The sequence below is a fragment of the Hydrogenophaga sp. genome, from assembly GCF_026125825.1.
Lineage (GTDB): Bacteria > Pseudomonadota > Gammaproteobacteria > Burkholderiales > Burkholderiaceae_C > Hydrogenophaga.
In genome coordinates, this window is sequence record NZ_JAHCKK010000019.1 from 18542 (window position 1) to 41998 (window position 23457).

The 23457-nt window shown below is 69.2% G+C and carries 22 protein-coding genes; 13 read left to right on the plus strand and 9 right to left on the minus strand.

The features are described from left to right. Positions 1-2: 2 nt before the first annotated feature. Positions 3-509, minus strand: a complete 507-nt coding sequence (locus KIT86_RS09185; RefSeq protein WP_297397500.1) for a general secretion pathway protein C — start codon at positions 507-509, stop codon at positions 3-5. 108 nt (positions 510-617) lie between these two features. Between KIT86_RS09185 and gspG the strand changes: the two genes are divergently transcribed. From gspG to KIT86_RS09250, 13 genes are all read left to right on the plus strand, one after another. Continuing rightward, positions 618-1064, plus strand: coding sequence for a type II secretion system major pseudopilin GspG (gspG, locus tag KIT86_RS09190; protein ID WP_297397579.1), 447 nt, complete (start codon positions 618-620; stop codon positions 1062-1064). A gap of 118 nt (positions 1065-1182) precedes the next feature. Beyond that, positions 1183-1632, plus strand: coding sequence for a prepilin-type N-terminal cleavage/methylation domain-containing protein (locus tag KIT86_RS09195; protein ID WP_297397502.1), 450 nt, complete (start codon positions 1183-1185; stop codon positions 1630-1632). Beyond that, complete coding sequence (gene gspI / locus KIT86_RS09200) at positions 1629-1997, plus strand: type II secretion system minor pseudopilin GspI (RefSeq protein WP_297397504.1); 369 nt, start codon at positions 1629-1631, stop codon at positions 1995-1997. The genes KIT86_RS09195 and gspI overlap by 4 nt, the downstream gene beginning before the upstream one ends. A gap of 5 nt (positions 1998-2002) precedes the next feature. Further along, positions 2003-2734, plus strand: a complete 732-nt coding sequence (locus KIT86_RS09205; RefSeq protein WP_297397581.1) for a type II secretion system protein J — start codon at positions 2003-2005, stop codon at positions 2732-2734. Then, positions 2734-3711, plus strand: coding sequence for a type II secretion system minor pseudopilin GspK (gspK, locus tag KIT86_RS09210; protein WP_297397506.1), 978 nt, complete (start codon positions 2734-2736; stop codon positions 3709-3711). The genes KIT86_RS09205 and gspK overlap by 1 nt, the downstream gene beginning before the upstream one ends. Positions 3712-3814: 103 nt before the next feature. Continuing rightward, positions 3815-5122, plus strand: coding sequence for a type II secretion system protein GspL (gene gspL / locus KIT86_RS09215; protein WP_297397507.1), 1308 nt, complete (start codon positions 3815-3817; stop codon positions 5120-5122). 2 nt (positions 5123-5124) lie between these two features. Continuing rightward, complete coding sequence (gene gspM, locus KIT86_RS09220; protein WP_297397508.1) at positions 5125-5661, plus strand: type II secretion system protein GspM; 537 nt, start codon at positions 5125-5127, stop codon at positions 5659-5661. After that, positions 5658-6452, plus strand: a complete 795-nt coding sequence (gene gspN / locus KIT86_RS09225; RefSeq protein WP_297397510.1) for a type II secretion system protein N — start codon at positions 5658-5660, stop codon at positions 6450-6452. The genes gspM and gspN overlap by 4 nt, the downstream gene beginning before the upstream one ends. A gap of 45 nt (positions 6453-6497) precedes the next feature. Further along, positions 6498-8699 carry a type II secretion system secretin GspD gene (gene gspD, locus KIT86_RS09230; RefSeq protein ID WP_297397512.1) on the plus strand — a complete coding sequence of 734 codons (2202 nt, stop codon included), beginning with the start codon at positions 6498-6500 and terminating at the stop codon, positions 8697-8699. A gap of 10 nt (positions 8700-8709) precedes the next feature. Then, positions 8710-10152: a type II secretion system ATPase GspE gene (gspE, locus tag KIT86_RS09235; protein ID WP_297397514.1), complete on the plus strand. Its 1443-nt coding sequence runs from the start codon at positions 8710-8712 to the stop codon at positions 10150-10152. An 89-nt stretch (positions 10153-10241) separates the two neighbouring features. Next, a complete protein-coding gene (gene gspF / locus KIT86_RS09240) occupies positions 10242-11471 on the plus strand; it encodes a type II secretion system inner membrane protein GspF (protein ID WP_297397516.1) in 1230 nt (409 codons plus the stop codon). 2 nt (positions 11472-11473) lie between these two features. Beyond that, on the plus strand, positions 11474-12370 hold the full coding sequence (locus KIT86_RS09245) for a 5'-nucleotidase (RefSeq protein WP_297397518.1): 897 nt from the start codon (positions 11474-11476) through the stop codon (positions 12368-12370). A 267-nt stretch (positions 12371-12637) separates the two neighbouring features. Next, a complete protein-coding gene (locus KIT86_RS09250) occupies positions 12638-14368 on the plus strand; it encodes an ABC transporter ATP-binding protein/permease (protein ID WP_297397583.1) in 1731 nt (576 codons plus the stop codon). On the opposite strand, the gene queC is transcribed toward KIT86_RS09250, so the two are convergent. From queC to flgG, 8 genes are all read right to left on the minus strand, one after another. After that, positions 14369-15121: a 7-cyano-7-deazaguanine synthase QueC gene (queC, locus tag KIT86_RS09255; RefSeq protein WP_297397520.1), complete on the minus strand. Its 753-nt coding sequence runs from the start codon at positions 15119-15121 to the stop codon at positions 14369-14371. It lies immediately after the preceding gene. Between the two features lie 51 nt (positions 15122-15172). After that, on the minus strand, positions 15173-16372 hold the full coding sequence (locus KIT86_RS09260) for an HDOD domain-containing protein (protein WP_297397522.1): 1200 nt from the start codon (positions 16370-16372) through the stop codon (positions 15173-15175). Positions 16373-16391: 19 nt separating this feature from the next. Further along, positions 16392-17609 carry a flagellar hook-associated protein FlgL gene (gene flgL / locus KIT86_RS09265; protein WP_297397524.1) on the minus strand — a complete coding sequence of 406 codons (1218 nt, stop codon included), beginning with the start codon at positions 17607-17609 and terminating at the stop codon, positions 16392-16394. 143 nt (positions 17610-17752) lie between these two features. Continuing rightward, a complete protein-coding gene (gene flgK, locus KIT86_RS09270) occupies positions 17753-19666 on the minus strand; it encodes a flagellar hook-associated protein FlgK (RefSeq protein WP_297397526.1) in 1914 nt (637 codons plus the stop codon). Positions 19667-19679: 13 nt separating this feature from the next. After that, entirely contained in the window at positions 19680-20555 is an 876-nt protein-coding gene (gene flgJ, locus KIT86_RS09275) for a flagellar assembly peptidoglycan hydrolase FlgJ (RefSeq protein WP_297397528.1), read from the minus strand. 2 nt (positions 20556-20557) lie between these two features. Next, positions 20558-21646: a flagellar basal body P-ring protein FlgI gene (locus KIT86_RS09280; RefSeq protein WP_297397585.1), complete on the minus strand. Its 1089-nt coding sequence runs from the start codon at positions 21644-21646 to the stop codon at positions 20558-20560. A gap of 169 nt (positions 21647-21815) precedes the next feature. Further along, positions 21816-22523 carry a flagellar basal body L-ring protein FlgH gene (locus tag KIT86_RS09285; RefSeq protein ID WP_297397530.1) on the minus strand — a complete coding sequence of 236 codons (708 nt, stop codon included), beginning with the start codon at positions 22521-22523 and terminating at the stop codon, positions 21816-21818. A 70-nt stretch (positions 22524-22593) separates the two neighbouring features. Then, on the minus strand, positions 22594-23376 hold the full coding sequence (gene flgG, locus KIT86_RS09290) for a flagellar basal-body rod protein FlgG (protein WP_297397532.1): 783 nt from the start codon (positions 23374-23376) through the stop codon (positions 22594-22596). Positions 23377-23457 lie beyond the last annotated feature (81 nt).

Genomic DNA, 23457 nt, shown 5'->3' on the forward strand with positions numbered 1-23457 from the left:
GTTCAGGGTGGCGTGGCCGTCTCGGGCAAGGTGAGTTCCACCGAGGCCGGCGCTTCCAGCGAAGGGCCCAGGTGCACCGCCCGGCGCGAGACCGATTGCAGCACCAGCCCGCCGTCCAGCGAGGCCCCGAGGCGGTAGGGCCGTGGCGGCTGACCGTCCACCGCAATCAGCGCGGCACCATCCCGGGTACCGACCGCAACCACCCCCAGCAAGCTGTACCGGGGCGGCGCTGCGCTGGCCACCGCACCCGTGGACACGGCAGCGGGAATCGCGCCCAGCGAGCGGGCCACCGAAGCCGTGTCGACCGCCACCTGAGCGGGCGCCATGGCAGAGACCGGGGTCACGGGCGAGCGGCCCCAGGCCAGCAACACCCAGTAACCCGCACTGAGCCCCGCCGCCAGCCACAGGAGGCCTGCTGCGATGGTCGGCCCCCGCCGCCCTGCGGTCTGGAGGGCGGCCGGGCTTTCCATCAGGAAGCCGGAATGGCCGAACGCGGGTGCCTTGTTCATATGGGCGCATTATGATCGACGACCACCGGTTTCCGGCCTTGCCCTTGAGGACCTTTCACAGGCCCTTGTTCGCGGGAGATTGATTTGCCACACCTGACCACCCCCACCCTGCGCACGCCGGCCTTCGCGGCTCGCCTGGCCCGCCACCTGCAACGCGGCTTCACCCTGATCGAACTCATGGTGGTGCTGGTCATCATCGGCGTGCTCGCTGCGCTGATCGTGCCCAACGTGCTGGACCGCGCCGACGATGCGCGCGTGACCGCCGCCAAGACCGACGTCAACAACCTGATGCAGGCGCTCAAGCTCTACCGCCTGGACAACCAGCGCTACCCGACGAATGAGCAGGGCCTCAACGCTCTGGTGGCCAAGCCGACCGCCGGCCCCGTGCCGCCGAACTGGCGCCCATACCTCGACAAACTGCCGGGCGACCCCTGGGGCCGTCCCTACCAGTACATCAACCCCGGCCTGAGGGGCGAAGTGGACGTGCTGTCGCTCGGTGCCGACGGGCAGGCCGGCGGCGAAGGCAAGGATGCCGATATCGGCAGCTGGCAGTGAGCATTCCCCCGCGCTCTGCAGTTGCGCGGGACGGCGCCCAGCGAGAGGGCCGGCCTTGCCGCGGGCGGGCCTGCACGGCGCCCGCCCACCTCACGCAGACAGCGCGGTTGCACTGATCATGGCCAGCAAGGCGCGCGGCTTCACCCTGCTCGAACTCATGGTGGTGCTGGTGATCGTGGCCTTCGCCACCGCCGGTGTGACCGTGGCAATGCGCGACGACGGCGCCACCCGACTGGAGCGGGAGGGCCTGCGGCTGACTGCCATGCTCGAATCTGCCCGCGCCCAATCGCGCACGAGCGGGCTGCCGGTGGTCTGGCGCAGCCTGCCGCAAGGCTTTGAGTTCATCGGCCTGCCGACCCAGGCCAGAGGCTCGCTCGCCGGGCCGCGACCCTGGCTCAACCAGGACACGCAGGCCCAGGTGCTGCAGCCACCCGGGGCACAGACCCTGGTGCTGGGACCCGAGCCGCTGATCGCGGCACAGCGGGTGATGCTGGTCCAGGGGGACCGCCGCATCACGCTCGGTACCGACGGGCTTTCGCCCTTCACCGTGCTGGCTGCCACGCCATGAGGCACCTGCGCGGCTTCACCCTGATCGAGGTGCTCGTCGCCCTCGCGGTGGTCGCCATCACCTTGGCCGCCGGGCTGCAGGCCACCGGCGCGCTCACCCGCGCATCTGGCCGCCAAAGCGATCAATGGCTCGCTCAACTCTGCGCCGAGAACGAACTCACCCGCCTTCGCCTGCAGCGCCAGTTGCCCGGTACGGGCGACACCGACAGCGTGTGCACGCAGGCCGGCCGTGAAATGCGCGTGCGCCTGTCGGTGCTGCCCACGCCCAATCCGAACTTCCGGCGCGTGGACACGGTCGTCGAAGCCGCCGTCGATGGGGTGAGCGTGCGCCTGCTCAGCCTCTCCACCGTGATGGGCCGGTATTGAGCATCATGAAACACGAGCGCGGATTCACCCTCGTCGAGTTGCTGGTGGCCATCGTCGTGATGTCCATGCTCGCGCTGCTGAGCTGGCGCTCGCTCGACGGCATGACGCGCACGCAGAAAATCACCCAGCAGCGCGCCGACGACCTGTTGCGCATGCAGGCCGCCATGGGCCAATGGGCCGCCGACCTGGACGCGCTGATCGACACCGGCGAAGTCAACGCGCTCGACTTCAACGGCCAGGTGCTGCGCATGACGCGGCGCGACAGCGGCGAAACCGGCCTGGACAGCCGTGGCATCCGCGTCGTGGCCTGGGCGCGTCTGACCGGCGTGGCCCTCGCAGGCCTGCCGCAGATTTCATCGAGCATCAACGCCAGCGGCCAATGGGTGCGCTGGCAGTCCGGCCCCTTGTTGAGGCGCGACGAACTGGCGCGCGCATGGCAACGCGCTGGCGAATGGGGCCGCGGCACCCTGCCCTCCCAGGCGGGCAATGCCAGCGCCGACAGCGCCATTGCCCTGCTCGGCATCGACAACTGGCAGCTGTTCTACCACCGGGGAGAAACCTGGGGCAACCCGCAGTCGTCCACGGGCAATGAAGAGCCTGTGGGCGGGCCCGAGGGCGCACGCACCGGCAGCGTGCCCAATGGCGTGCGCCTGGAACTCGTGCTGGGCACCGGTGAGGGCCTCAGTGGCAGCCTGGTGCGCGACTGGGTCCGCCCGACCCTGGAAGCGGGGCGCTGATGAATCCTCTGCGCCGGCAACAACGAGGCGCCGCGCTGCTGCTGGCCATGCTCGTCGTCACGCTGGTGGCCACCCTGGCCTCGGCCGCGCTCTGGCAGCAATGGCGCTCTGCCGAGGTCGAGCAGGCGGAGCGTCGCCGGGTGCAGGCCGGCTGGGTGCTCACTGGCGCGCTCGACTGGGCGCGCCTGATCCTGCGCGAGGACGCACGCGACAACCAGAGCAGCGGCAACGCCGACCACCTGGGCGAGCCCTGGGCCATGCCGCTGGAAGAGGCACGCCTTTCCAGTTTTCTCGCCGCCGACAAGAGCAACAACACCGACGGCATGCTGGAGGCCTTTCTCTCGGGCGAGGTGATCGACATGCAGTCGCGCATGAATTTCATGAACGTGGTGCGAACCGTCGGCGCGGGCGCCCAGGCCAAGGTCGAACTCTCCGAAGCCGACATGCGCAGCTTCGCCAAGCTGTACGAGCAACTCGGGCTGCCTGTGTCGGAACTCAACGCCGCCGCCAACGAGCTTCGCACCTCCATGAGCCTTGCGCTGAGCGACCCCCTGCCCTCCCGCACCGCCCTGTTGCCTCGCAAGTACGCGCAGCTGGGCTGGCTGGGCATCAGCCGCAACAGCCTGGCCGTGCTCGAGCCCCACGTCACCGTGCTGCCCACCCGCTCCACGCTCAACCTCAACACGGCCAGCGCCCAGGCCATCTGCGCCAGCGTGCCAGGCCTGGACATGGCGCAGGCCCGGCAAATTACCAGCGCCCGAGCGCGCGAACCGTTCAAAAGCCTGGCCGATGCCAGCGCCGTGGTGCCCGCCATGACGGGTCAACTGTCTGATCTGTACCACGGAGTGCGCAGCAACCACTTCGAGGTGCGCGGGCGCCTGAGGCTCGACGACACCATCATCGAAGAGCGCTCTCTCGTCGTGCGAAACAACCTCGACGTGCGGGTGAACTGGCGCGAGCGCTTCGCCCGGCGCTGAAACGGCGTGTCTTCCTGGTGCACATCAGGCCCCTGAGAGTCATCCAGGGTCTCTAGAATGAGAGATTCGTTGCCCTGTAACACCTTCGCATGACCGCATCACCGTGCTGATCGTCACTCCCTCGGACTTCTCCGCTGCGCCCCCGGCGGGACCCACGGCCCTTTTCGACTGGGCCACGTCCACCAATGGCCAGCAGATCACCGACCACGGTCAATGCGCGGCCGCGCTGCTGCCACGGGATGACGACGTGGTGCTCGTGCTGCCACCGCGCGCCGTCTCCTGGCACCGGGTTGCCTTGCCCAAGGTCGCCACGGCGCGCCTGCGGGCCGCCCTCGAAGGCCTGCTCGAAGACCGCCTGCTGGCCGACACGGCCGACCTGCACTTCGCCCTGGAGCCCGGCGGCCGTTCGGGCCAGACGGTGTGGGTCGCCGCCTGCCACAAGGTCTGGCTGCGCGGCTGGCTGCAGATCCTTGAGGGCGCGGCACGCCCGGCCGGGCGCATCGCGCCGGCCCTGTGGCCGCTGGTGCCCTCTGAAGCGCCTGGCGCCACGCCGGGTGCCTCGCGCAGCTTTGCACTGGACGTCCCCTCCAACATCCACTGGGCCTACAACGAGAACGGTGAGATCTGGCTGGGCAGCGCCGGCCTGCTTGGCGTGAGCTGCACGCCGCTGCGCGAGACCCCCCTGGGCCACGGCACGGCGGGCGACATGGTCGTGACCGCCCTCATGCCGCCGGCCAGCGATGCGCCGGGCGAGCCCGGTGCATACGATGTCTGGCTGGCCGACCCCACTGTGGCGGGGCAGGCGGAGCAGATGCTGCAGCAGCGCTTTGAACTCGTCGCCCAGCCCGCTTGGCTGCTGCGCTGCGCCCAGTCCGACTGGAACCTGGCGCAGTTCGACCTCAGCCTCTCGGCGGGCGCACGGCGCGGCCAGCGGCTCAAGCGCAGCTTGCGGCAATGGCGCAACGCCCCGGCCTGGCGGCCGGCGCGCTGGGGCCTGGCAGCGCTGGTGGGCGTGCAGCTGGTCGGCCTGAACGCCGCCGCCTGGCACGAGCGCAGCGGCCTGGAGGCCAAGCAGAAAGCGGTGGTGCAGACCCTGCAGAAAAGCTTCCCACAGGTGACCCTGGTGCTTGACGCACCCGTGCAGATGCAGCGCGAGGTCGCCCGTCTGCAACAGGCCACCGGCGCCCTCTCCGAAGGCGACCTGGAAACCCTGCTGGCGGCGATCGACCAGGCTTCGGCAGGCGAAGCCCTGCTGCCGTCCACCATCGCGTACAGCACAGGCGAAGGCCGTTTCTCCGGCTGGCGCGCCACCCAGGACCAATTGCGCGCCCTGCAACAGTCGCTGCAGAACAGCGGCTGGCGGGTGCGTTTCGATGGCAATGAGCTGGCCCTGCGCCCGCCGGAACCCTGACCATGGCCACCGCCCCATCCTCCCCCACGCCCCTCGCCAGGCTCACCCTGGCCCTCTCGGTGGCGCTGGCCCGCCTCTCGTCCCGCGAGCGCAACGCCGTGACCATCGCCGCCTGGGTGATCGGCGCTGGCCTGGTGTGGTGGGTGGCCATCGCCCCCGCCCTGGACACGCTGCGCCAGGCCCCCGCGCGCCATGCCCGGCTCGACGCCCAGCTCGCGCAGATGCAACGCATGGCCGCCACCGCCGAAACCCTTCGCAGCCAGAGCACCGCCCAGCCTCCGGGGCGCGACGAGGTGCTTCGAGCCACCGAAACCGCCACCAACGGCCTGTCAGGCACCGGCCAGCTCTCGGTGCTGGGCGAGCGCGCCACGCTGACCCTGCGCAACACCCCCCCCGAGGCCCTGGCCCAGTGGTTGGCCCAGGTGCGCATCAACGCCCGCCTTCTGCCGGTGGACAGCCAGATCCACCGCGAACCCGGCAGCCCCGGCTGGAGCGGCACCATCGTTCTCACCGGCCCAGGCCTGGGTGGGTCGCCATGAACGGCCACTGGCCCATCCGCCTGGCCTGGATCGGCGGTCTGCTCGGGCTGCTCGTTGCCGTCATCGTTTTCGCGCCGGCGCGCTGGCTGGCCAGCAGCGTGACCTCGGCCACTCAGGGCCAGCTGCAACTGGTCAACGCCCGGGGCACGGTCTGGAACGGCCAGGCCGATCTGGTGCTGACCGGTGGCGAAGGCAGCCGCACCCAGACCGCGCTGCCCCAGGGCCTGCAGTGGCAGCTCCTGCCCCGCCTGGCCTCGGGATCGCCCGCCATGGCGCTGCGCCTCATGGCCCCCTGCTGCACCCCCGAGCCCCTGGCGATGACCTTCATTCCCCGCCTGGGGGGCGGCGAACTGCGCGTGGCCAGCTCCACCAGCCTGTGGCCGGCCGAACTGCTCAGCGGCCTGGGCACGCCCTGGAACACCCTGCGCGTGGAGGGCCAACTGGCCCTGCAGACCGCCGGGCTCACCCTGCGCTGGGACGAAGGCCGCGCCAGTGTGCAAGGCGAGGCCGCCATCGACGCGCTCGACCTGGCCTCGCGCCTGTCCACCTTGCGCCCCCTGGGCAGCTACCGTATGACCATGCGGGCCGACGCCGACGGCAACACCACCACGCTGAACCTGGAAACGCTCAGCGGCTCGCTCAAGCTGCAAGGCGCGGGCCGCTGGGTCGGCGGGCGGCTGCGTTTCGAAGGCGTGGCCGAGGCCGCGCCCGAAGCGGAAGCTGCGCTGGGCAATCTGCTCAACATCATGGGCCGCCGCCAAGGCCCACGCTCGCTGCTCAACATTGGCTGACAACTGAGCGCGCCCCTTCTACCCACTTCAAGATACGATCCGATCATGAAACCGAACCCACTCCGTGTCGCCCCGGGCCGTGCAGCCCACGGCGGTGCGCTCACGGCGCTGGCACTGGTCCTGTGCCTGCTGTCGGGCAACGGCATCTCGCAGACCGCACGCGCGCCGGCCGCGAGCAATGAGCCCGTCACCCTCAACTTCGTCGCCGCCGAGATCGAAGCGGTGGCCCGCACCATGGCCACCATCACCGGCCGCAACGTGGTGGTCGATCCGCGCGTGAAAGGCACCGTCAACCTCGTCACCGAGCGCCCCGTCACCCCGACCGCCGCCCTCAACCAGTTCGCGGCCGTGTTGCGGTTGCAAGGTTTCTCGCTGGTGGACACCGGTGGCCTCTACAAGATCGTGCCCGAGGCCGACGCCAAGCTGCAGGGCAACGTGGTGAGCGCCGGGTCGGTATCGGCCCTGCCCGCCTCCAACACCGTGGTCACGCAGATTTTCCGGCTCAACCACGAATCGGCCAACAACCTGGTGCCCGTGCTGCGCCCGCTGATCGGCCCGAACAACACCATCAACGTCAACCCGGGCAACAACTCGCTGGTCATCACCGACTACGCGGACAACCTGCAGCGCATCGGCCGCATCATTGCCTCGCTCGACGTGGCCGGCGCAACCGACGTGGAGATCATCCCGCTGCAACACGCCGTGGCGGCCGACATGGCCGCGCTCGTGACCCGGCTGATCGACCCCGCCACCACCGGCGGCGGCGCTCAGGCCGACCAGTCCTACAAGACCACCCTGGTGGCCGAGCCGCGCAGCAACAGCCTGGTGCTGCGCGCGGCCAACCCCGCCCGCCTGACACTGGTGCGCTCGCTGGTGGCCCGGCTGGACCAACCCTCGTCCGACAAGCTCAGCGGCAACATCCACGTCGTCTACCTCAAGAACGCCGATGCCACTTCGCTGGCCACCACCCTGCGCGCCGCATTGGCCGGCGAGTCCTCGGGCGGGCTCAGTGGCGGCACCCTGGGTGGCGGGGCCTCTTCCCCACTCAACCGCGCGGCCCTCACGCCCACGGGCACCGCCAGCGCCAACAACAACGCGGCCACCGCCGCCGTGACACCCAGCGGCTCACCCTCGACCGGTGGCCAGATCCAGGCCGACCCGGCCACCAACTCGCTCATCATCACCGCGCCCGAGCCGCAATACCGCCAGCTGCGCGCCGTGATCGACCAGCTCGACTCGCGCCGCGCACAGGTCTACGTGGAAAGCCTGATCGCCGAAGTCAACGCCGAGAAAGCGGCCGAGTTCGGCATCCAGTGGCAAGGCGCGCTCGGCAACTCGGGCGACCGCGTGATCGGCCTGCTGGGCACCAACTTCGGCACCGGCGGGCGCAACATCCTGGAGCTCGCCCAGGGCAACGCCACGCCGGCCTCCGGCATGAACCTGGGCCTGGCGCGCCGCACCAACGGCGTGTACGTGCTGGGTTTCCTCGCTCGCTTCCTTCAGGAAAACGGCGAGGGCAACGTGCTCTCCACCCCCAACCTGCTCACGCTGGACAACGAAGAAGCCAAGATCGTCATCGGCCAGAACGTGCCCTTTGTCACCGGCCAGTTCACCAACACCGGCAGCGGTGGCAACAATGGCTCGGTCAACCCGTTCCAGACCATCGAGCGCAAGGACGTGGGCCTCACGCTGCGCGTCAAGCCGCAGATCAGCGAGAACGGCACCATCAAGATGACCATCTACCAGGAGGTCAGCAACGTCGTGCCTTCCTCGGTCAACTCCACCACCGGCCTCATCACCAACAAGCGCACTATCGAATCCACCGTGCTGGTCGAGGACGGCGCGGTCGTGGTGCTCGGCGGCCTGCTGCAGGACGAATACGCCGGCAACCAGGAAAAGGTGCCCGGCCTGGGTGATGTGCCCGTCTTCGGCAACCTGTTCCGCAGCGAAACCCGCTCGCGCAAGAAGACCAACCTGATGGTGTTCCTGCGCCCCGTGGTGATGCGCGACGGGCGCGAGACCAGCAGCCTGGCGCTTGACCGCTACGAGCTCATGCGTTCGGTGCAGAAGGACGCCCAGCCCCGGCAAAGCGGCGTGCTGGGCGTGAACGAAGCGCCCGTGATGCCGCCGCAGCTGCCCCCGCGCGCCCCTTCGCCGGACGGCACCGCGCCGGTGCGCTCGCTGGCCGATCCGCAGACGACGCCACCGGTCAACCCGGCGCCGCAGAACACGGCGCCCCGGCAGTGAGGCGGCGGCCGTGAAGTACCCGCTGCCCTACGCCTTCGCCCGCGAACACCACTGGCTGATCGAAGACGACGGCTCCACGCTGACCCTGCTGGGCAGCAGCACGCCCGCCACCGACTCGGGCGCGCAGACGCGGCGCCTCTCGGCGCTGACGGAAATCCTGCGTGTGCACCCCGTCAACGACATCCGCTGGGAAAGCGGCGAGACACTCAAGCAGCGCATCAGCGCGGCCTATGCCCAGGGCGAGTCCAGCGCCGCCGCGGTGGTGAGCGAAGTGCAGAGCGACGCCGACCTCAGCCGCATGATGCAGGAGCTCCCGGCGATCGAGGACTTGCTCGAAACCGCCGACGACGCGCCCATCATCCGCATGCTCAATGCCCTGCTCACGCAGGCCGCACGCGATGGGGCGAGCGACATCCACATCGAACCCTACGAGCGGCATTCCAGCGTGCGCTTCCGCGTCGACGGCTCGCTGCGCGAAGTGGTGCAGCCCAACCGCGCGCTGCACGCGGCGCTGATCTCGCGCCTGAAAATCATGGCCGAGCTCGACATCTCCGAGAAGCGCCTGCCGCAGGACGGGCGCATCTCGCTGCGCATCGGCACCCGCGCGGTGGACGTGCGCGTCTCCACCCTGCCCAGCGCGCACGGCGAACGCGCCGTGCTGCGCCTGCTCGACAAGAGCGAGAGCAAGCTCAGCCTGGAGGCCGTGGGCATGCAGGGCGACGTGCTCGACGCCTTCCGCAAGCTCATCGGGCAGCCGCACGGCATCATCCTCGTGACCGGCCCGACCGGCTCGGGCAAGACCACCACGCTGTACGCCGCGCTGCAGCGCCTGGACGCCAACGCCCAGAACATCATGACGGTCGAAGACCCGATCGAGTACGAACTGCCCGGCGTCGGCCAGACGCAGGTCAATGCCCGCATCGACCTCACCTTCGCCAAGGCCTTGCGCGCCATCCTGCGCCAGGACCCGGACGTGATCATGATCGGTGAGATCCGCGACTTCGAGACCGCGCAGATCGCCATCCAGGCCTCGCTCACCGGCCACCTCGTGCTGGCCACGCTGCACACCAACGACGCGCCCAGCGCCGTCACCCGCCTGACCGACATGGGCGTGGAGCCCTTCCTGCTGAGTTCCTCGCTGCTGGGCGTGCTCGCGCAGCGACTGGTGCGCAAGCTCTGCCCGCACTGCCGGCGCGCCGACGACAGAGGCCTGTGGCATCCGGTGGGGTGCGAACATTGCAACCACACCGGCTACAAGGGCCGCACCGGCATCTACGAGCTGATGGTGGCCGACGACACCATTCGCGCGCTGATCCACAACCGCGCGGCCGAGAGCAAGGTGTACGTGGCGGCGGAAGACGCCGGCCTGCGCTCCATGCGCGCTGACGGCCAGCGCCTGATCGATGCGGGCATCACCTCGCCGGAAGAAGTGATGTCCGTCACCCGAGACTAGGATGAAGCCCCCACGCGCCACCGCTGTGCGGGTCGCTGCCCCCCGAGGGGGCTGTTCCGCCTTGGGGCGGCCCTGCGTCGGAACCTGACATGCCTGCCTACACCTTCGAAGCCCTGGACGCCCAGGGCGCCACGCAGAAAGGCCTGATCGACGCCGACACCGCGCGCGCCGCGCGCAGCATGTTGCGCGCGCGCGCCTTGGTGCCCCTGCTGGTGGAGCCGGCCGCTGGCGCGCAAGGCAGTTCGGCCGCGAAGGGCCTCAACATCACGCTCTGGGGCGGCCGCGCCTTCAGTGCCACCACCCTCGCCGTCTGGACGCGCCAGCTCGCCGGGCTCGTTGCGGCCGGCCTGCCGCTGGAACGCGCCTTGTCCGCCCTGACCGAAGAATCCGAGGACGAGAAACAGCGCAACCTCATGGCCTCGCTGCGCTCCGAGGTCAACGGTGGATCCACCTTTGCCCGCGCGCTCTCGCAGCACCCGCGCGAGTTCTCGCCCATCTACACCGGCGTCATTGCCGCTGGCGAACAGAGCGGCCTGCTGGGCACCGTGCTCGAACGCCTGGCCGATGACCTGGAGGCGCGCGAAGCGCTCAAGAACAAGATCGTCGCCGCCTCGCTCTACCCCGCCATCGTCACGCTGGTGGCGATCGTGATCGTGGTGTTCCTGGTGTCTTATGTGGTGCCGCAGGTGGCCAACGTGTTCGCCGGGAGCAAGCGCGCCCTGCCCTTTCTCACCGTGGTGATGCTGGGCCTGAGCGACTTCGTGCGCACCTACGGCTGGTTCATGCTGGCCCTGCTGGCGCTGGGCATCGGCGGCGTCGTGTTCGCGCGCCGCAACGAGGCCATCCGCCTGCGCATGGACGCCGCCTGGCTGCGCCTGCCGCTGGTGGGCCGCCTGGCCCGCGGCTACAACGCGGCCCGCTTCTCGGCCACGCTGGCCATGCTGGCGGCGGCTGGCGTGCCCATCCTGCGCGCCCTGCAGACCGCCGCCGAGACGCTCTCCAACCAGGCCATGCGCGCCGACGCCCTCGACACCGTGGTGCTGGTGCGCGAAGGCGCCCCCCTGGCTTCGGCCCTGGGCAGCAAGAAGCGATTCCCGCCGCTGGTGTCCATGTTCGCGCGGCTGGGCGAACAGACCGGCCAGCTGCCCTCCATGCTGGACCGCGCGGCCAAACAGCTCGGCGACGAGGTGCAGCGCCGCGCCATGCACATGGCCACCATCCTGGAGCCGCTGCTGATCGTGGGCATGGGCCTGGTGGTGATGCTGATCGTGCTGGCCGTGCTCATGCCCATCATCCAGCTCAACCAACTCGTTTCATAGCCATGGGCGTTTCCCTCGAAGGCAAGCTGGTCGTTGCCATCTCTTCCCGCGCCCTGTTCGACTTCGAGGAAGAAAACCGCCTCTTCGAGACCGGCGACGACCGCGCCTACATGAAGATGCAGCTCGACCGGCTGAACCAGCCGGCGGCACCCGGCGTGGCGTTCTCGCTGGTGCACAAGCTGCTCGCCTTCAACGATGCCCAGGCCCAGCGGGTGGAGGTGGTGATCCTCTCGCGCAACGACCCGGTCTCGGGCATGCGCGTGTTCCGCTCCGCCAAGCACTACGGCCTGCCGATCCAGCGCGGCAGCTTCACGCGCGGCCAGCCGCCCTGGCGCTACCTGCGCCCGCTGCGCGCCAACCTGTTTCTCTCCACCCACCTGGCCGACGTGCGCGCCGCGCTCGAGGCCGGCGTGCCCGCTGCGCAGGTGTACCCGCAATCGGTGCACGCCAGCAGCGAGCACCCCAACGAGGTGCGCATCGCCTTCGACGGCGACGCCGTGCTGTTCTCCGACGAGGCCGAGCGCGTCTACCAGGCCCAGGGTCTCTCGGCCTTCCAGGAGCACGAGGCCAGCAAGGCCGCGCTGCCGCTGGCCGGCGGCCCGTTCAAGCCCCTGCTCGAAGCCTTGCACCGCCTGCAGAGCGAGGGCACACCGATGATGCGCGTGCGCACCGCGCTCGTCACCGCGCGCAGCGCCCCGGCGCACGAGCGCGCCATCCGCACGCTGATGAACTGGAACATCGAGGTCGACGAGGCCATGTTCCTCGGCGGCCTGCCCAAAGGCGAGTTCCTGCGCGAGTTCGAGCCCGACTTCTTCTTCGACGACCAGACCGGCCACATCGAGTCGGCGGCGCTGCACGTGCCCGCCGGGCATGTGGCCAGCGGCGTCAGCAACAGCTGAAAGCACCCCCCTGCGCCGCTTCGAGGGGGGACGGCATCTTGGGCCGGCGGAGCCGGACCTTCGATGCCTCTGGAAGGGCTACTTCGTGCGGTGCGGGTCTTATAAGCCCGGCCTCAGCGAGCCCGCCGGGCGACCCGTTACGATCCGCCATCACCGGGCGCTGTCCGCGCCCGACCAGCCCAGGGCCTCCCCATGACGACCTCCGCCCCCGCCGCCACCCGCCCACCCTCGCTGTGGCCCACGCTCAAAGGCATTGGCGCCTTTGCCATGCCGTATTTCAAGTCAGAGGAAAAATGGCGCGCGCGCGGCCTGCTGCTGGCCGTGGTGCTGCTCAACCTGGGCACGGTCTACATGCTGGTGCAGATCAACGAGTGGTACCGCGTCTTCTACGACGCCCTGCAAGCCAAGGACCAGCCCGTGTTCTGGCAACAGATCGGGCGCTTTGGCTGGCTCGCGCTCATCTACATCGTGCTCGCGGTCTACAAGTTCTACCTCACGCAGATCCTCCAGCTGCGCTGGCGCGTCTGGCTCACCGACCACTACATGGGCCGCTGGCTGGCCCACAAGGCCTTCTACCGCATGGAGCTCGCGCGCTTCACCGCCGATGAAAACGGCAACCCCGACAACCCGGACCAGCGCATCCAGGAAGACCTGAACCTTTTCACCAGCTACACCGTCTCGCTGTCCATGGGCATGTTCAACGCCCTCATCACCCTGGTGAGCTTCGTGGGCATCCTCTGGACGCTCAGCGGCTCCATCAGTGTCCCGCTGCCCGGCTTCCTGGGCGGCGGCGAGCTTGAGATCGTCGGCTACATGGTGTGGGCTGCCGTGCTGTACTGCGCGGTGGGCAGCGCCATCGCGCACTGGATCGGCCGGCCGCAGGTGCGGCTGAACTTCCAGCAGCAGATGCTCGAAGCCAACTTCCGCCACCACATGGTGCGCGTGCGCGAGTACAGCGAATCCATCGCGCTCGACGGTGGTGAACAGGTGGAGCGCCGCCACCTTGACGTGCGATTTCGCGATGTGATGGGCAACTACTTCGCCCTCATCCGCAACCAGAAGCAGCTCACCTGGTTCAGCAGTTTCTTTTCGCAGGCCGCCATCATCTTTCCCATGATCGTCGCCGCGCCACGCTACTTCAGCGGGGCCATCCAGCTGGGCCAGCTCATGCAGATCAACTCTGCCTTCGGCCGCGTGCAGGACTCGCTGTCCTGGCTGGTCGACAACTACATGGCGCTGGCGGTCTGGAAGGCCACCACCGACCGCCTGGTGGGCTTCGAGGCCAGCCTGGCGCAACAGTCCAAGGCGCGCGACGGCCTGTCGCTCGACGATTCGACCGCTGGCATCCACGCGCAAGACCTCAGCGTGGCCTTGCCCGGCGGCAGCACGCTGCTGGCCGGCGTGGACCTGGACGTGAAGCCCGGCGACACCGTCTTGCTGCACGGCCCCTCGGGCAGCGGGAAGTCCAGTCTGTTCCGCGCCCTCGCCGGCATCTGGCCGCACGCCCGGGGCCGCGTGGGCCTGCCCGAGGACACCATGTTCATCCCGCAACGGCCCTACTTCCCCGACGGCCGCCTGCGCGACGCCCTGGCCTACCCCGACCCGGCGGAGAACTACACCGACGACGCCCTGCGCGAGGCCTTGAACGCCGCCCTGCTGCCCGCGCTGACCGACCAGCTCGACCGCGAGGACGCGTGGAGCCAGAAGCTCTCGGGCGGCGAGCGCCAACGACTGGCGATCGCGCGCGTGATGCTCAAGAAGCCAGCCTGGGTGCTGGCCGACGAAGCCACCAGCGCGCTCGACGAAGAAGCCGAGGCCACGATCTACCAGCGCCTGGTGGATCGGGTGAAGCAGGCGCACGGCGCCATCGTCTCCATCGCCCACCGCTCCACGCTGGCCGCGCACCACCAGCAGCGCTGGGCCTTGCGGGCGAACGATGAGGCGGCGACTGGCGGGGCGCGGTACCGGCTGGACATCAGCCGCGCCGACGGGGCCTGATCAGGCCACCGGCGCGGCGTAGGCCGCCCACCCCTTCGCCCGCAACTCGCACGCCGGGCATCCGCCGCACCCATAGCCCCAGGGGTGGCGGTGCTCGCGGTCGCCCAGGTAGCAGGTGTGGGTGTGCTCCACGATCAGGTCCACCAGCGCGTTGCCGCCGCCCACCAGCAGCGCGTTTTCGCCCAGCTCGTGCGCCAGGCGCCAGGTGGCGGCTTTGTCGATCCACATCAGCGGGGTGTCGATGAGGAAGCGGTGGTCCATGCCGAGCGAGAGCGCCACCTGCAGCGCTTTCATGGTGTCGTCGCGGCAGTCGGGGTAGCCCGAGAAGTCGGTTTCGCACACGCCGGTGACGATCACCTGGATGCCGCGCCGGTAAGCCAGGGCCGCGGCCAGCGTGAGGAACAGCAGGTTGCGCCCGGGCACGAAGGTGTTGGGCAGGCCGTTTTCCTCCATGCGAAAGGCCATGTCGCGCGTGAGCGAGGTCTCGCTGACCTTGCCCAGCACGCCCAGGTCGAGCACGTGGTCTTCGCCCAGCCGCTGCGACCACGCCGGGAAGCGCTGGCGCAGCTCGCGCAGCACGTTGAGGCGGGCGGTCATTTCCACGCTGTGGCGCTGGCCGTAGTCGAAACCGATGGTTTCCACGCGCGGGTAGCGCGAGAGCGCGTGCGCCAGGCAGGTGGTGGAGTCTTGCCCACCGGAGAACAGCACGAGCGCGCTGGTGTGGTGGGGGGTGGAGGCAGGGGCGGAGGTCATGGGCGTCATCGTAGCGTGCGACAACACCATGCAAGACCCGGGCCTTGCCCTCTACGTCAGGCGCTCGGACCTCGGGCTGGCGTGGTCGCGGCTGGTGGCCAGCATGCGGATGAGCGCGCGGTTGGCGTGCTCCAGGCTGATGTCATGGCGCTGGCACACCGACGGCAGGCGGTGCAGCTGGGCAGGTTCGCCCAGGGCGCGCGCTACGTCGAGCAGCGGGTGGTAAGGGCCGTCGTGGCGCAGCACGGCGTCGAACACCCGGCCTGAGAGGGGCAGGCGGTTGAGCAGTTCGCCCAGCGGCTGGTGCAGCAGGCGGTCGAGTTGCGAGAGCAAGGCGGTGGTGTAGACCTCGCCGCGCAGGTTGTCTTCGGAGCCGGTGGCCAGCAGGTGCTGGGCCAGGCGCGAGCGCATCACCATGGCGTAGCGCACCGGGTGCAGGTCGCGGTCGGGTTCGCTGTTGGGCAGCTGTTCGGCCAGCCAGCGGCCCAGCTCGCGAAAGCCCAGCATCATGAGCGCGTGGCGCAGCGAGCCGATTTCGTGGCGCCCGCCAAAGGCGGCGGAGTTGACCATCAGCAGGATGCGGTAGACCAGCACCGGGTCTTGCCGCACCAGGCGTTCGAGGTGTTCGATGGAGCAGTCTTCATCGCCGATGGCCATGAGGATCTGCTTGACCACCGCGCCGTCGTAGCTGAGCGGCTGGTGGCGGTGCGCATGCAGCACGTCGCTGTCGGGCCAGCCCAGCACGCCCCAGGCGCCCGCGTCGTCCAGGCATTGGCGCACCAGGGTTTGCGTGGTGACGCCTTCGACCAGCTGGCCGATCAGGCCGGCGGGCACGGATTCGGCGCCGAGCTTGAGCAGGTTGCGCGCGTCGGCCGGGGCCAGGACTTCGCCGCGCACGGCAGCCAGGTCGGTGCGGCGCAGCAGCCGGTGCCCGCGCCGGGCGCCAGCGGTGAGGCGGGCCAGGGTCTCGGGCTGCTCGAACAGGGTGGCGGGCACTTCCAGCCAGGTGTTCTGAACCGGCTCGCAGGCCAGCGCCTGCTGCAGCAGCCGGGGGCTGTCCACGCTGAGGATGAGCACCGGCGCGCTGGCGGGCCAGTCGTCGCCCAGGGCCTGCATGAGGTGGGCCGCGTCGACGGATTCGGGGTGCACGGCGCGCACACCCAGGCGCACGGCGGCGAGTTCGCGCGCACGGTTCCACACGGGCTCGTAGCCCAGTGCGATGCTGTCGAGCACGGTGTGGCTGATGATCATGAGAAGGAGAGGACGCGGGTCAATTGATCACCTGGAACAACGACAGGCGCTGCACCTGTGCGTAGGTCTTGATGGCGGCTTCCAGGCCGAGTTGCTGGGTCTGCAGGTCGGACAGGCCCTTGATCGGGTCGAGTTCGACCAGGCGGGCATTCTCGGTCTTGAGGGCGATGGAGCCATCTTCCATCTGGGCATTGAGCGAGTCGGCGCGGTTGAGCCATTCGCCAGCGCGACCGCGGGCGGCGAGCACGCGGTCGTGGCCGGCGTCCACCTCGGTCATGGCGCGCGCCATCGCCTGGGTGTGGTACGCGCTTTCGTTGGGCCCGTTGTAGCGCAGCGCGTCCACGGCGTTCTGCACGACGGAGAAGATGTCGGTGGTGGTGGTCACCGGCCGCAGTTCCACGCGGTCGCCGGCGGCGGGCGTGCCGCGCAGCTCCAGCGACATGCCGTCGAATTCGATGGTCTTGTTGGCCACGTAGGGCTGGCCGACGTGGCCGGGCACCGGCGTGCCGGTGGTGGCGTTGGTCACGGTGTACTGCATCACGCCACCCACTTCGGCGAAGCTGATGTCGTAGTCGTTGCCGGTGAGCGCGGCGGCGTTGGTGACGTTGCCCATGGTGGTGCTCACGTTGCCGGTGTTGCCCACGGGCAAGTCGAGCGTGAAGGTGCCATTGCCCTGGGGCACGCGCATCCAGATGGCGTCGCCATCCAGCGCCTGCGGCAGCGAGCTGTTGCCGGCGGCCGCCTGGCCGCGCTGGCCATCGAACTGCACGCCGTTGCCGCTGGGGCCATAAAGGTCCACAAAGGGCGTGGAGGTGCCGCCCAGGCCACCGTAGAGGGTGCGGCCGGCGTTGTCCTTGCGGTTGGCCACGGCGATGAGCTGCTCGCGCAGGCCTTCGAGCTGTTTGGCCACGTCTTCGCGCTCGGCGTCGGTGAAGGTGGCGTTGCCGGCGGTCACCAGCAGGTCGCGCACGCGCTGGATCAGGTCGCCCGATTCCTTCAGGCCGCTCTCGGCTTGCTGCAGGCTGGCGCGCGAGGCTTCCAGCGCGCGCATGTCAGCGGTGGTGCGGGCCAGGCGGTTGGCGGCGGTCTCCGCCAGGGTGGCGGCCACCGGGTCGTCGCTGGCCTTCTGCACACGCAGGCCGGTGGACACGCGCTCCTGCTGCGCGGCCAGCTCGGCCTGGCGGCGGGTCAGGATGGCGATGGTGTTGTCGTAGGTGTGGGCGGTGGCGATGCGCATGTCAGTTCCTCAATCTTGCGAGCGAGCTTCCAGGGGCATCAGGGGTCCGGCTTCGCCGGCCCAGGATGCCGTCTCCCCTCCAGGCGCCGAAGGCGCGCCAGAGAGGGGGGAAGCCGCGCAGCGGCGCAGGGGGGTGTTCATATCTAGCGGCCCACGGTCTGCAGCAGGCTGTCGAAGGTGCTCTGGGCGATCTGGAGGAACTTGGCCGAGGCTTGGTAGGCCTGCTGGTATTGCAGCAGGCGCGCGGCCTCTTCGTCCAGGTTGACGCCGGCCACGTTGGCGCGCGCGGTCTCGGCGGTGTTGGCGACGTTGGCCGAGAAATCGGCGGCGAACTTGGCGCCCTGCACGCGCGTGCCGATGTCGGCGAACAGGCTGACATAGCCGTCGGACAGGGGCACGCCGCCGTAGGTGGGCAGGTCGCGCAGGGCCAGCATGCCGGTGCCGTTGCCCGCGTTCTGCGAGATCGCCCCCGCGGGCGCGGCGCCGATGCTGAAGGTGTCACCCGCCCCGGGGCTGCCGCGCATCGTGAGGCTCCAGCCGTTGAGCGTGATGGACTGGCCCGGCTTGAAGTTGTAGCTCGGTGGCGGGCCAGGGTTGTCGGGCGCGGGGTTGCCCGGGCCCAGGCCGGTGGCGGTGAAGCTGCCGTCGGCCAGGAAGGTGATGGTGACCGGGTCGGTCAGGTTGGGCGAGGCCGAGGAGGCGTACAGGCTCTCCACGCTCAGGCCGCCCGAGTTGCCGGTGCCGGGCGTGACCATGACCGGGCTGGCGGCGGCCAGCCGGTCGGGCGAGCCGATCGCCACCTGCAGGTCGCGCGCGGCGGCGGCGTAGGGGCGCACCAGGAAACGGTCGCCCGTCGCGCCAGCGCCGCTGTCGAGGTTGAAGGTGAGGCCGTCGACCACGGCGGGCAGCGAGGTCACGGGGGTGGCGGTCCCGTCGGACAGGCGCACCACGCTCATGCCGGCGGCCTCGAAGCGCAGCTCGTAATCGGAGGCGACCAGCGCGGTCGGGTCGGCCACGCTGGCGCTGACCTCGGCGTTGCCAGTGTTGCCCGGCCGGGCCAGACCGACCGCAGCGGCCGGCGTGTTGAAGAAGTTCTGGCCCGCATTGCCCTGCAGGTCCACGCCCAGCTTGTGCTGGTTGTTCACGGTGGTGGCGGTGGCCAGGGCCATGCGGCCCAGCAGGTTCTGCGTGTCGACCAGGTCGTGATTCATGAAGCGCATGAGGCCGGCGAGTTCGCCGCCGCCGAGGTTGGCGTCGGGAATCGGGGTGCTCACGCCGCCCTGCACGAACGAAAGCGCGACGCGCGCGCTGTCGGTGCTGTCCTGCCCCGCGGCCAGCGCATTGGCGCGCGAACCCAGCACCAGCGGCTGGCTGCCGGCGATGAACACGCTCACGGCACCACTGTCCGACGGCACGTTGGTCGTCTGGACGTACTTGTTCAGGTCGCTCAGGATCTTGTCGCGCTGGTCCAGCAGGTCGTTGGGCGTGTGGCCATTGCCCTGGCTCTCGGTGATGCGCTCGTTGACCTTGGCCAGGTCTTGCGCCAGGCCGTTGATGATGGTGACCGCACCGCCCACCTGCTGTTTGGTGGTGTTCTGCAGCGAATCGATCTGCGCGGCGGTGTTGCGCAGGCGCGAGGCGAGCTCTTCGCCCTTGGCGATCACGACCACGCGCGCGGTGAGGTTGGTGGGCGAGGACGAGACGTCGGTCCAGGCGTTGAGCATGTCGTTGAGCGCGGTTCCCAGACCGGCCGAGCCGGTGGGGAAGGCGCTTTCGAGCTGCTGCAGGCGGGCGTAGCGCAGGGCGTCGGCAGCGGCCACCGAGCCGGCCTTTTGCGCCTCGCGCGTCAGGTACTGGTTGTGCGAGCGCTCGACGGTGGCGATCTCCATGCCCATGCCAAAGTAGCCGTTGCCCATCTGCTGGTAGCCGGACGTCTGCTGGATGACGTTCTGGCGCGAGTAGCCGGGCGTGTTGACGTTGGCGATGTTGTTGCCGATGACCTGCAGGGCGGCAAGGTTGGCATTGAGCGCGCGGGCACCGATGTTGAGGGAGGGCATGGCGGGGTCTCGGTCAGCCCTGGGCGCGCTGGAGCGTCAGGGTGGTGTTGATCGCGCGGCTGAGCTTGGCGGCGTACTGCGGGTCGGTGGCGTAGCCGGCCTTCTGCAGGCCGCTGGCGAAGCCTTGCACGGAATGCAGCTGGTCCATCACGCCTTCGTAGCGCGGGCTGTTGCCGATGAGGCGGGCGTAGTCGCGGAACGAGTCGGCGTAGGAGTCGTAGGCACGGAACTTGGCGGTCACCTTGCGCGGCTCGCCGTTGACGTACTCGGTGGTCGTGATCTCGGCGACCTTGCCCTTCCAGCTGTCGGTGGCCTTGATGCCGAACAGGTTGTGCGACGGTGAGCCGTCGGCGTTCCTGATCTCGCTGCGGCCCCAGCCGGTCTCGTGCCCGGCCTGGCCGATCATGAAACTGGCGGGAATGCCCGACTCGCGCGCCACGGTGGCCGCGGCCTCGCTGTGCTGCTCGACAAACCCCGACTGGCGCGGGCCTGCGCTGGCGCGGCCCACGGTGCTGGTGTCGCCGCCGGCCGACAGCGCCTCGGCGCCACCTTTGCTCAGGCCCCTGGTCGCGTCGGTGTTCGACATCTGGCGGCCGAGCTGGCGCTCGATCGCTTCGGACAACCCGCCGGGCAGGCCCGAGAGCTGCACCGAGAACTGCTGGTCGAGCAAGTCCATGCCCAGGTTGCTGCCCTCGCCGTCCATCAGGCCGGACTTCTGCGTGGCTTCGCGCATGCTCTTGATGAGCTCGCGCATGAAAAGCGATTCGAACTGCTTGGCCGCTTCTTTCAGCGCGGCCTTGTCGTCGCCCTTGCCCGAGCCGTAGCGCAGCGCGTTGAGCGCTGTCGGGTCGGCGGCCAGGCCGCTGGGCGTGAGGGCACGGGTGTTCATGCTCAGATGACTTCGAGTTCCGCGTTCATCGCGCCAGAGGCCTTGATGGCCTGGAGGATGGCCAGCAGGTCCTGCGGCGTGGCACCGAGCGAGTTCAGTGCGCGCACCACGTCAGAGAGCTGCGGTGCGGTGTCGATCTTCACGAGCGAGCCCTTGTCCTGGCGGATCTGGATGTCGGCCTTCTCCGTCACCACCGTCTGCCCGCCCACGGACAGCGGGTTGGGCTGGCTGACCACGGGGGTGGAGCTGATGCTCACCGAGAGATTGCCGTGCGAGACCGCGCAGGCGCCGAGCGTGACGGCCTGGTTCATCACGATGGAGCCGGTGCGCGAGTTGATGATGACGCGCGCCATCGGAATGGTGGCATCCAGGCGGATGTCTTCCACCTTGGCCAGGAAGCTCACGCGCTGGCTGGGGTCGGCCGGCGCGCGCAGGCGCACCACGCGGCCGTCCACGGCGCTGGCCACGCCCGCACCCATGGCCTTGTTGATGGCATCGGTCACGCGGCTGGCGGTCTGGAAGTCGTTGGCGTTCAGGCCCAGGTCGATGGTCTCGCCCAGCGCGAAAGGCGTGGCCACCGCGCGTTCGACCTGCGCACCGCCGGGCACGCGCCCGGCGCTCAGGTGGTTGACCTGCACCTTGCTGCCACCGGCCGAGGCGCCCGCGCCGCCGACCAGCAGGTTGCCCTGCGCGAGCGCGTAGATCTCGCCATCGGCGCCCTTGAGCGGCGTGGTGATCAGCGTGCCGCCGCGCAGCGACTTGGCGTTGCCGACGGAGGAGACGGTCACGTCGATGGCCTGCCCGGGCTGGGCGAAGGCGGGCAGCTGCGCGGTGACCATCACGGCCGCGACGTTCTTCAACTGCATGTTCGCCCCCGGCGGCAGCGAGAGGCCGAGCTGCTGCAGGTAGTTGTTCAGGCTCTGCGTGGTGTAGGGCATCTGCGTGGTCTGGTCGCCCGTGCCGTCCAGGCCCACCACCAGGCCGTAGCCCGTCAGCTGGTTGCTGCGCACGCCCTGCACCGCCGCAATCTCCTTGATGCGGATCGCCTGGGCGGCGGCGGGCAACACGGCCAGCGCGCTGCACGTCAGCATCAAGTATCGGAAGAAGCGGTCGATAGTCATTTCATGGGTTCCAAAGAACTTCCGGAGCGAAAGGCATCCCTTCCAGGGCGCCGCGGAACCGGCTTTGCCGGGCCGCCAGCGCCGCCCCCTTGAGGGGGTCGCACGCAGTGCGGCGGGGGTGACTCATCATGCAACGGCGTCAGAACGGGAGAACGGTCAAAAAGAACCGTGCCAACCAGCCAATTGAAAGCGCTTCGCCCTGCTGGCCGCGTCCTCGCGACTCGACGCGCACATTGGCCACCTGGGTGGAGGCCACCACATTGCCAGGGCGGATCTGCCGCGGGTCCACCGTGCCCGAGAAGCGCAGCACGTCCACGTTCTGGTTCACACCGATCTGCTTCTCGCCCACCACCAGCAGGTGGCCGTTGGGCAGCACCTCTTGCACCGTGGTCGTGATGGAGCCCGTGAAGTTGTTGGCGTTTTCGGTCTCGCCATTGCCGGCGAACTTGTTGGACGAATTCGCGCCCACGTCGAGCTTGCCCAGCAGCGAGCTGCTCGGGCTGATGAAGGGCAGCGCAGAGATGCCGGCCGAGGCACTGCCACTGCGGTCCACCGACGACGAGGACTTCTGCGTCGCGCTGATGCGCTCGGTGATCTGCACCGTGAGGATGTCGCCGGGCATGCGCGCGCGCGGATCTTCGAACGCTGGCCGGTAGCTCACGGCCTGGAACAGGCTGCCGCCGGGCGCCACCGTGACGGCGGGCGCGGCAACGGGGGCCTGCTGCGCGTAGCGCACCGGCTGGGCGGGCACCAGGTCCACCTGGGGCGTGCGCTGCAGCGTTTCACAACCACCCAGAAAGAAGGCGGATGCCAGCAGCACGGTAAGGAGAGGTATCGAGCGTTTCATACACATCTTTCGAGAGAAGTGCCTCAATTCAGAGGGGTCACGGCCGCAGGCCGTGGCGGGGTGGTCACCTTCAGAGCTGGCTCAGGCGCTGCAGCATCTGGTCAGAGGTTTGAATGGCTTTCGAATTCATCTCGTAGGCGCGCTGGGTCTGGATCATGGTCACCAGTTCCTGCACCACGTTGACGTTGGAGGTTTCGACGTAGCCCTGCATCAGCGAGCCCATGCCGGCCGAGTTGGGCGCGCCGTTGATGGGGTTGCCCGAGGCCAGGCTCTCGGCATACAGGTTCTGGCCCAGGGGCTCCAGGCCGGCCGGGTTGATGAAGCTGGCCAGCTCGATGTTGCCGATCTGCTGCGGTGCGGGGTTGCCCGGCAGCTTGACGGTCACCACGCCATCGGCCGACACTGTGACGCTCTGCGCCTGGGCCGGCACGGTGATGCCGGCGGTCAGCGGGTAGCCGCTGTTGGTCACGATGCGGCCCTGCGCGTCGGCCTTGAAACTGCCATCTCGCGTGTAAGCGGTGGTGCCGTCGGGCATCTCGACCTGGAAGAAGCCATTGCCGTTGACAGCCAGGTCCAGCGGGTTGTCCGACTGCTGCAGGCTGCCCTGCGAGAAGTTGCGCGAGGTGGCCACGGTGCGCACCCCCAGGCCGACCTGCAGCCCCGTGGGCAGCTCGGCCTGCTCGGCCGTGTTGGCGCCCACCTGGCGCAGGTTCTGGTACATCAGGTCTTCGAACACGGCGTTGGCGCGCTTGAAGCCGTTGGTGGACACGTTGGCCAGGTTGTTCGAAATCACATCCAGCTGCATCTGCTGCGCCTGCATGCCGGTCTTGGAAATCATCAGCGAGTTGATCATGGTGCTTCTTCCTTGTTTCAGTTAAGCCCGGTTCATCGGCGGCAGTAGCCTTCGTCCAGAGATACCGAGGAACCGGCTTCG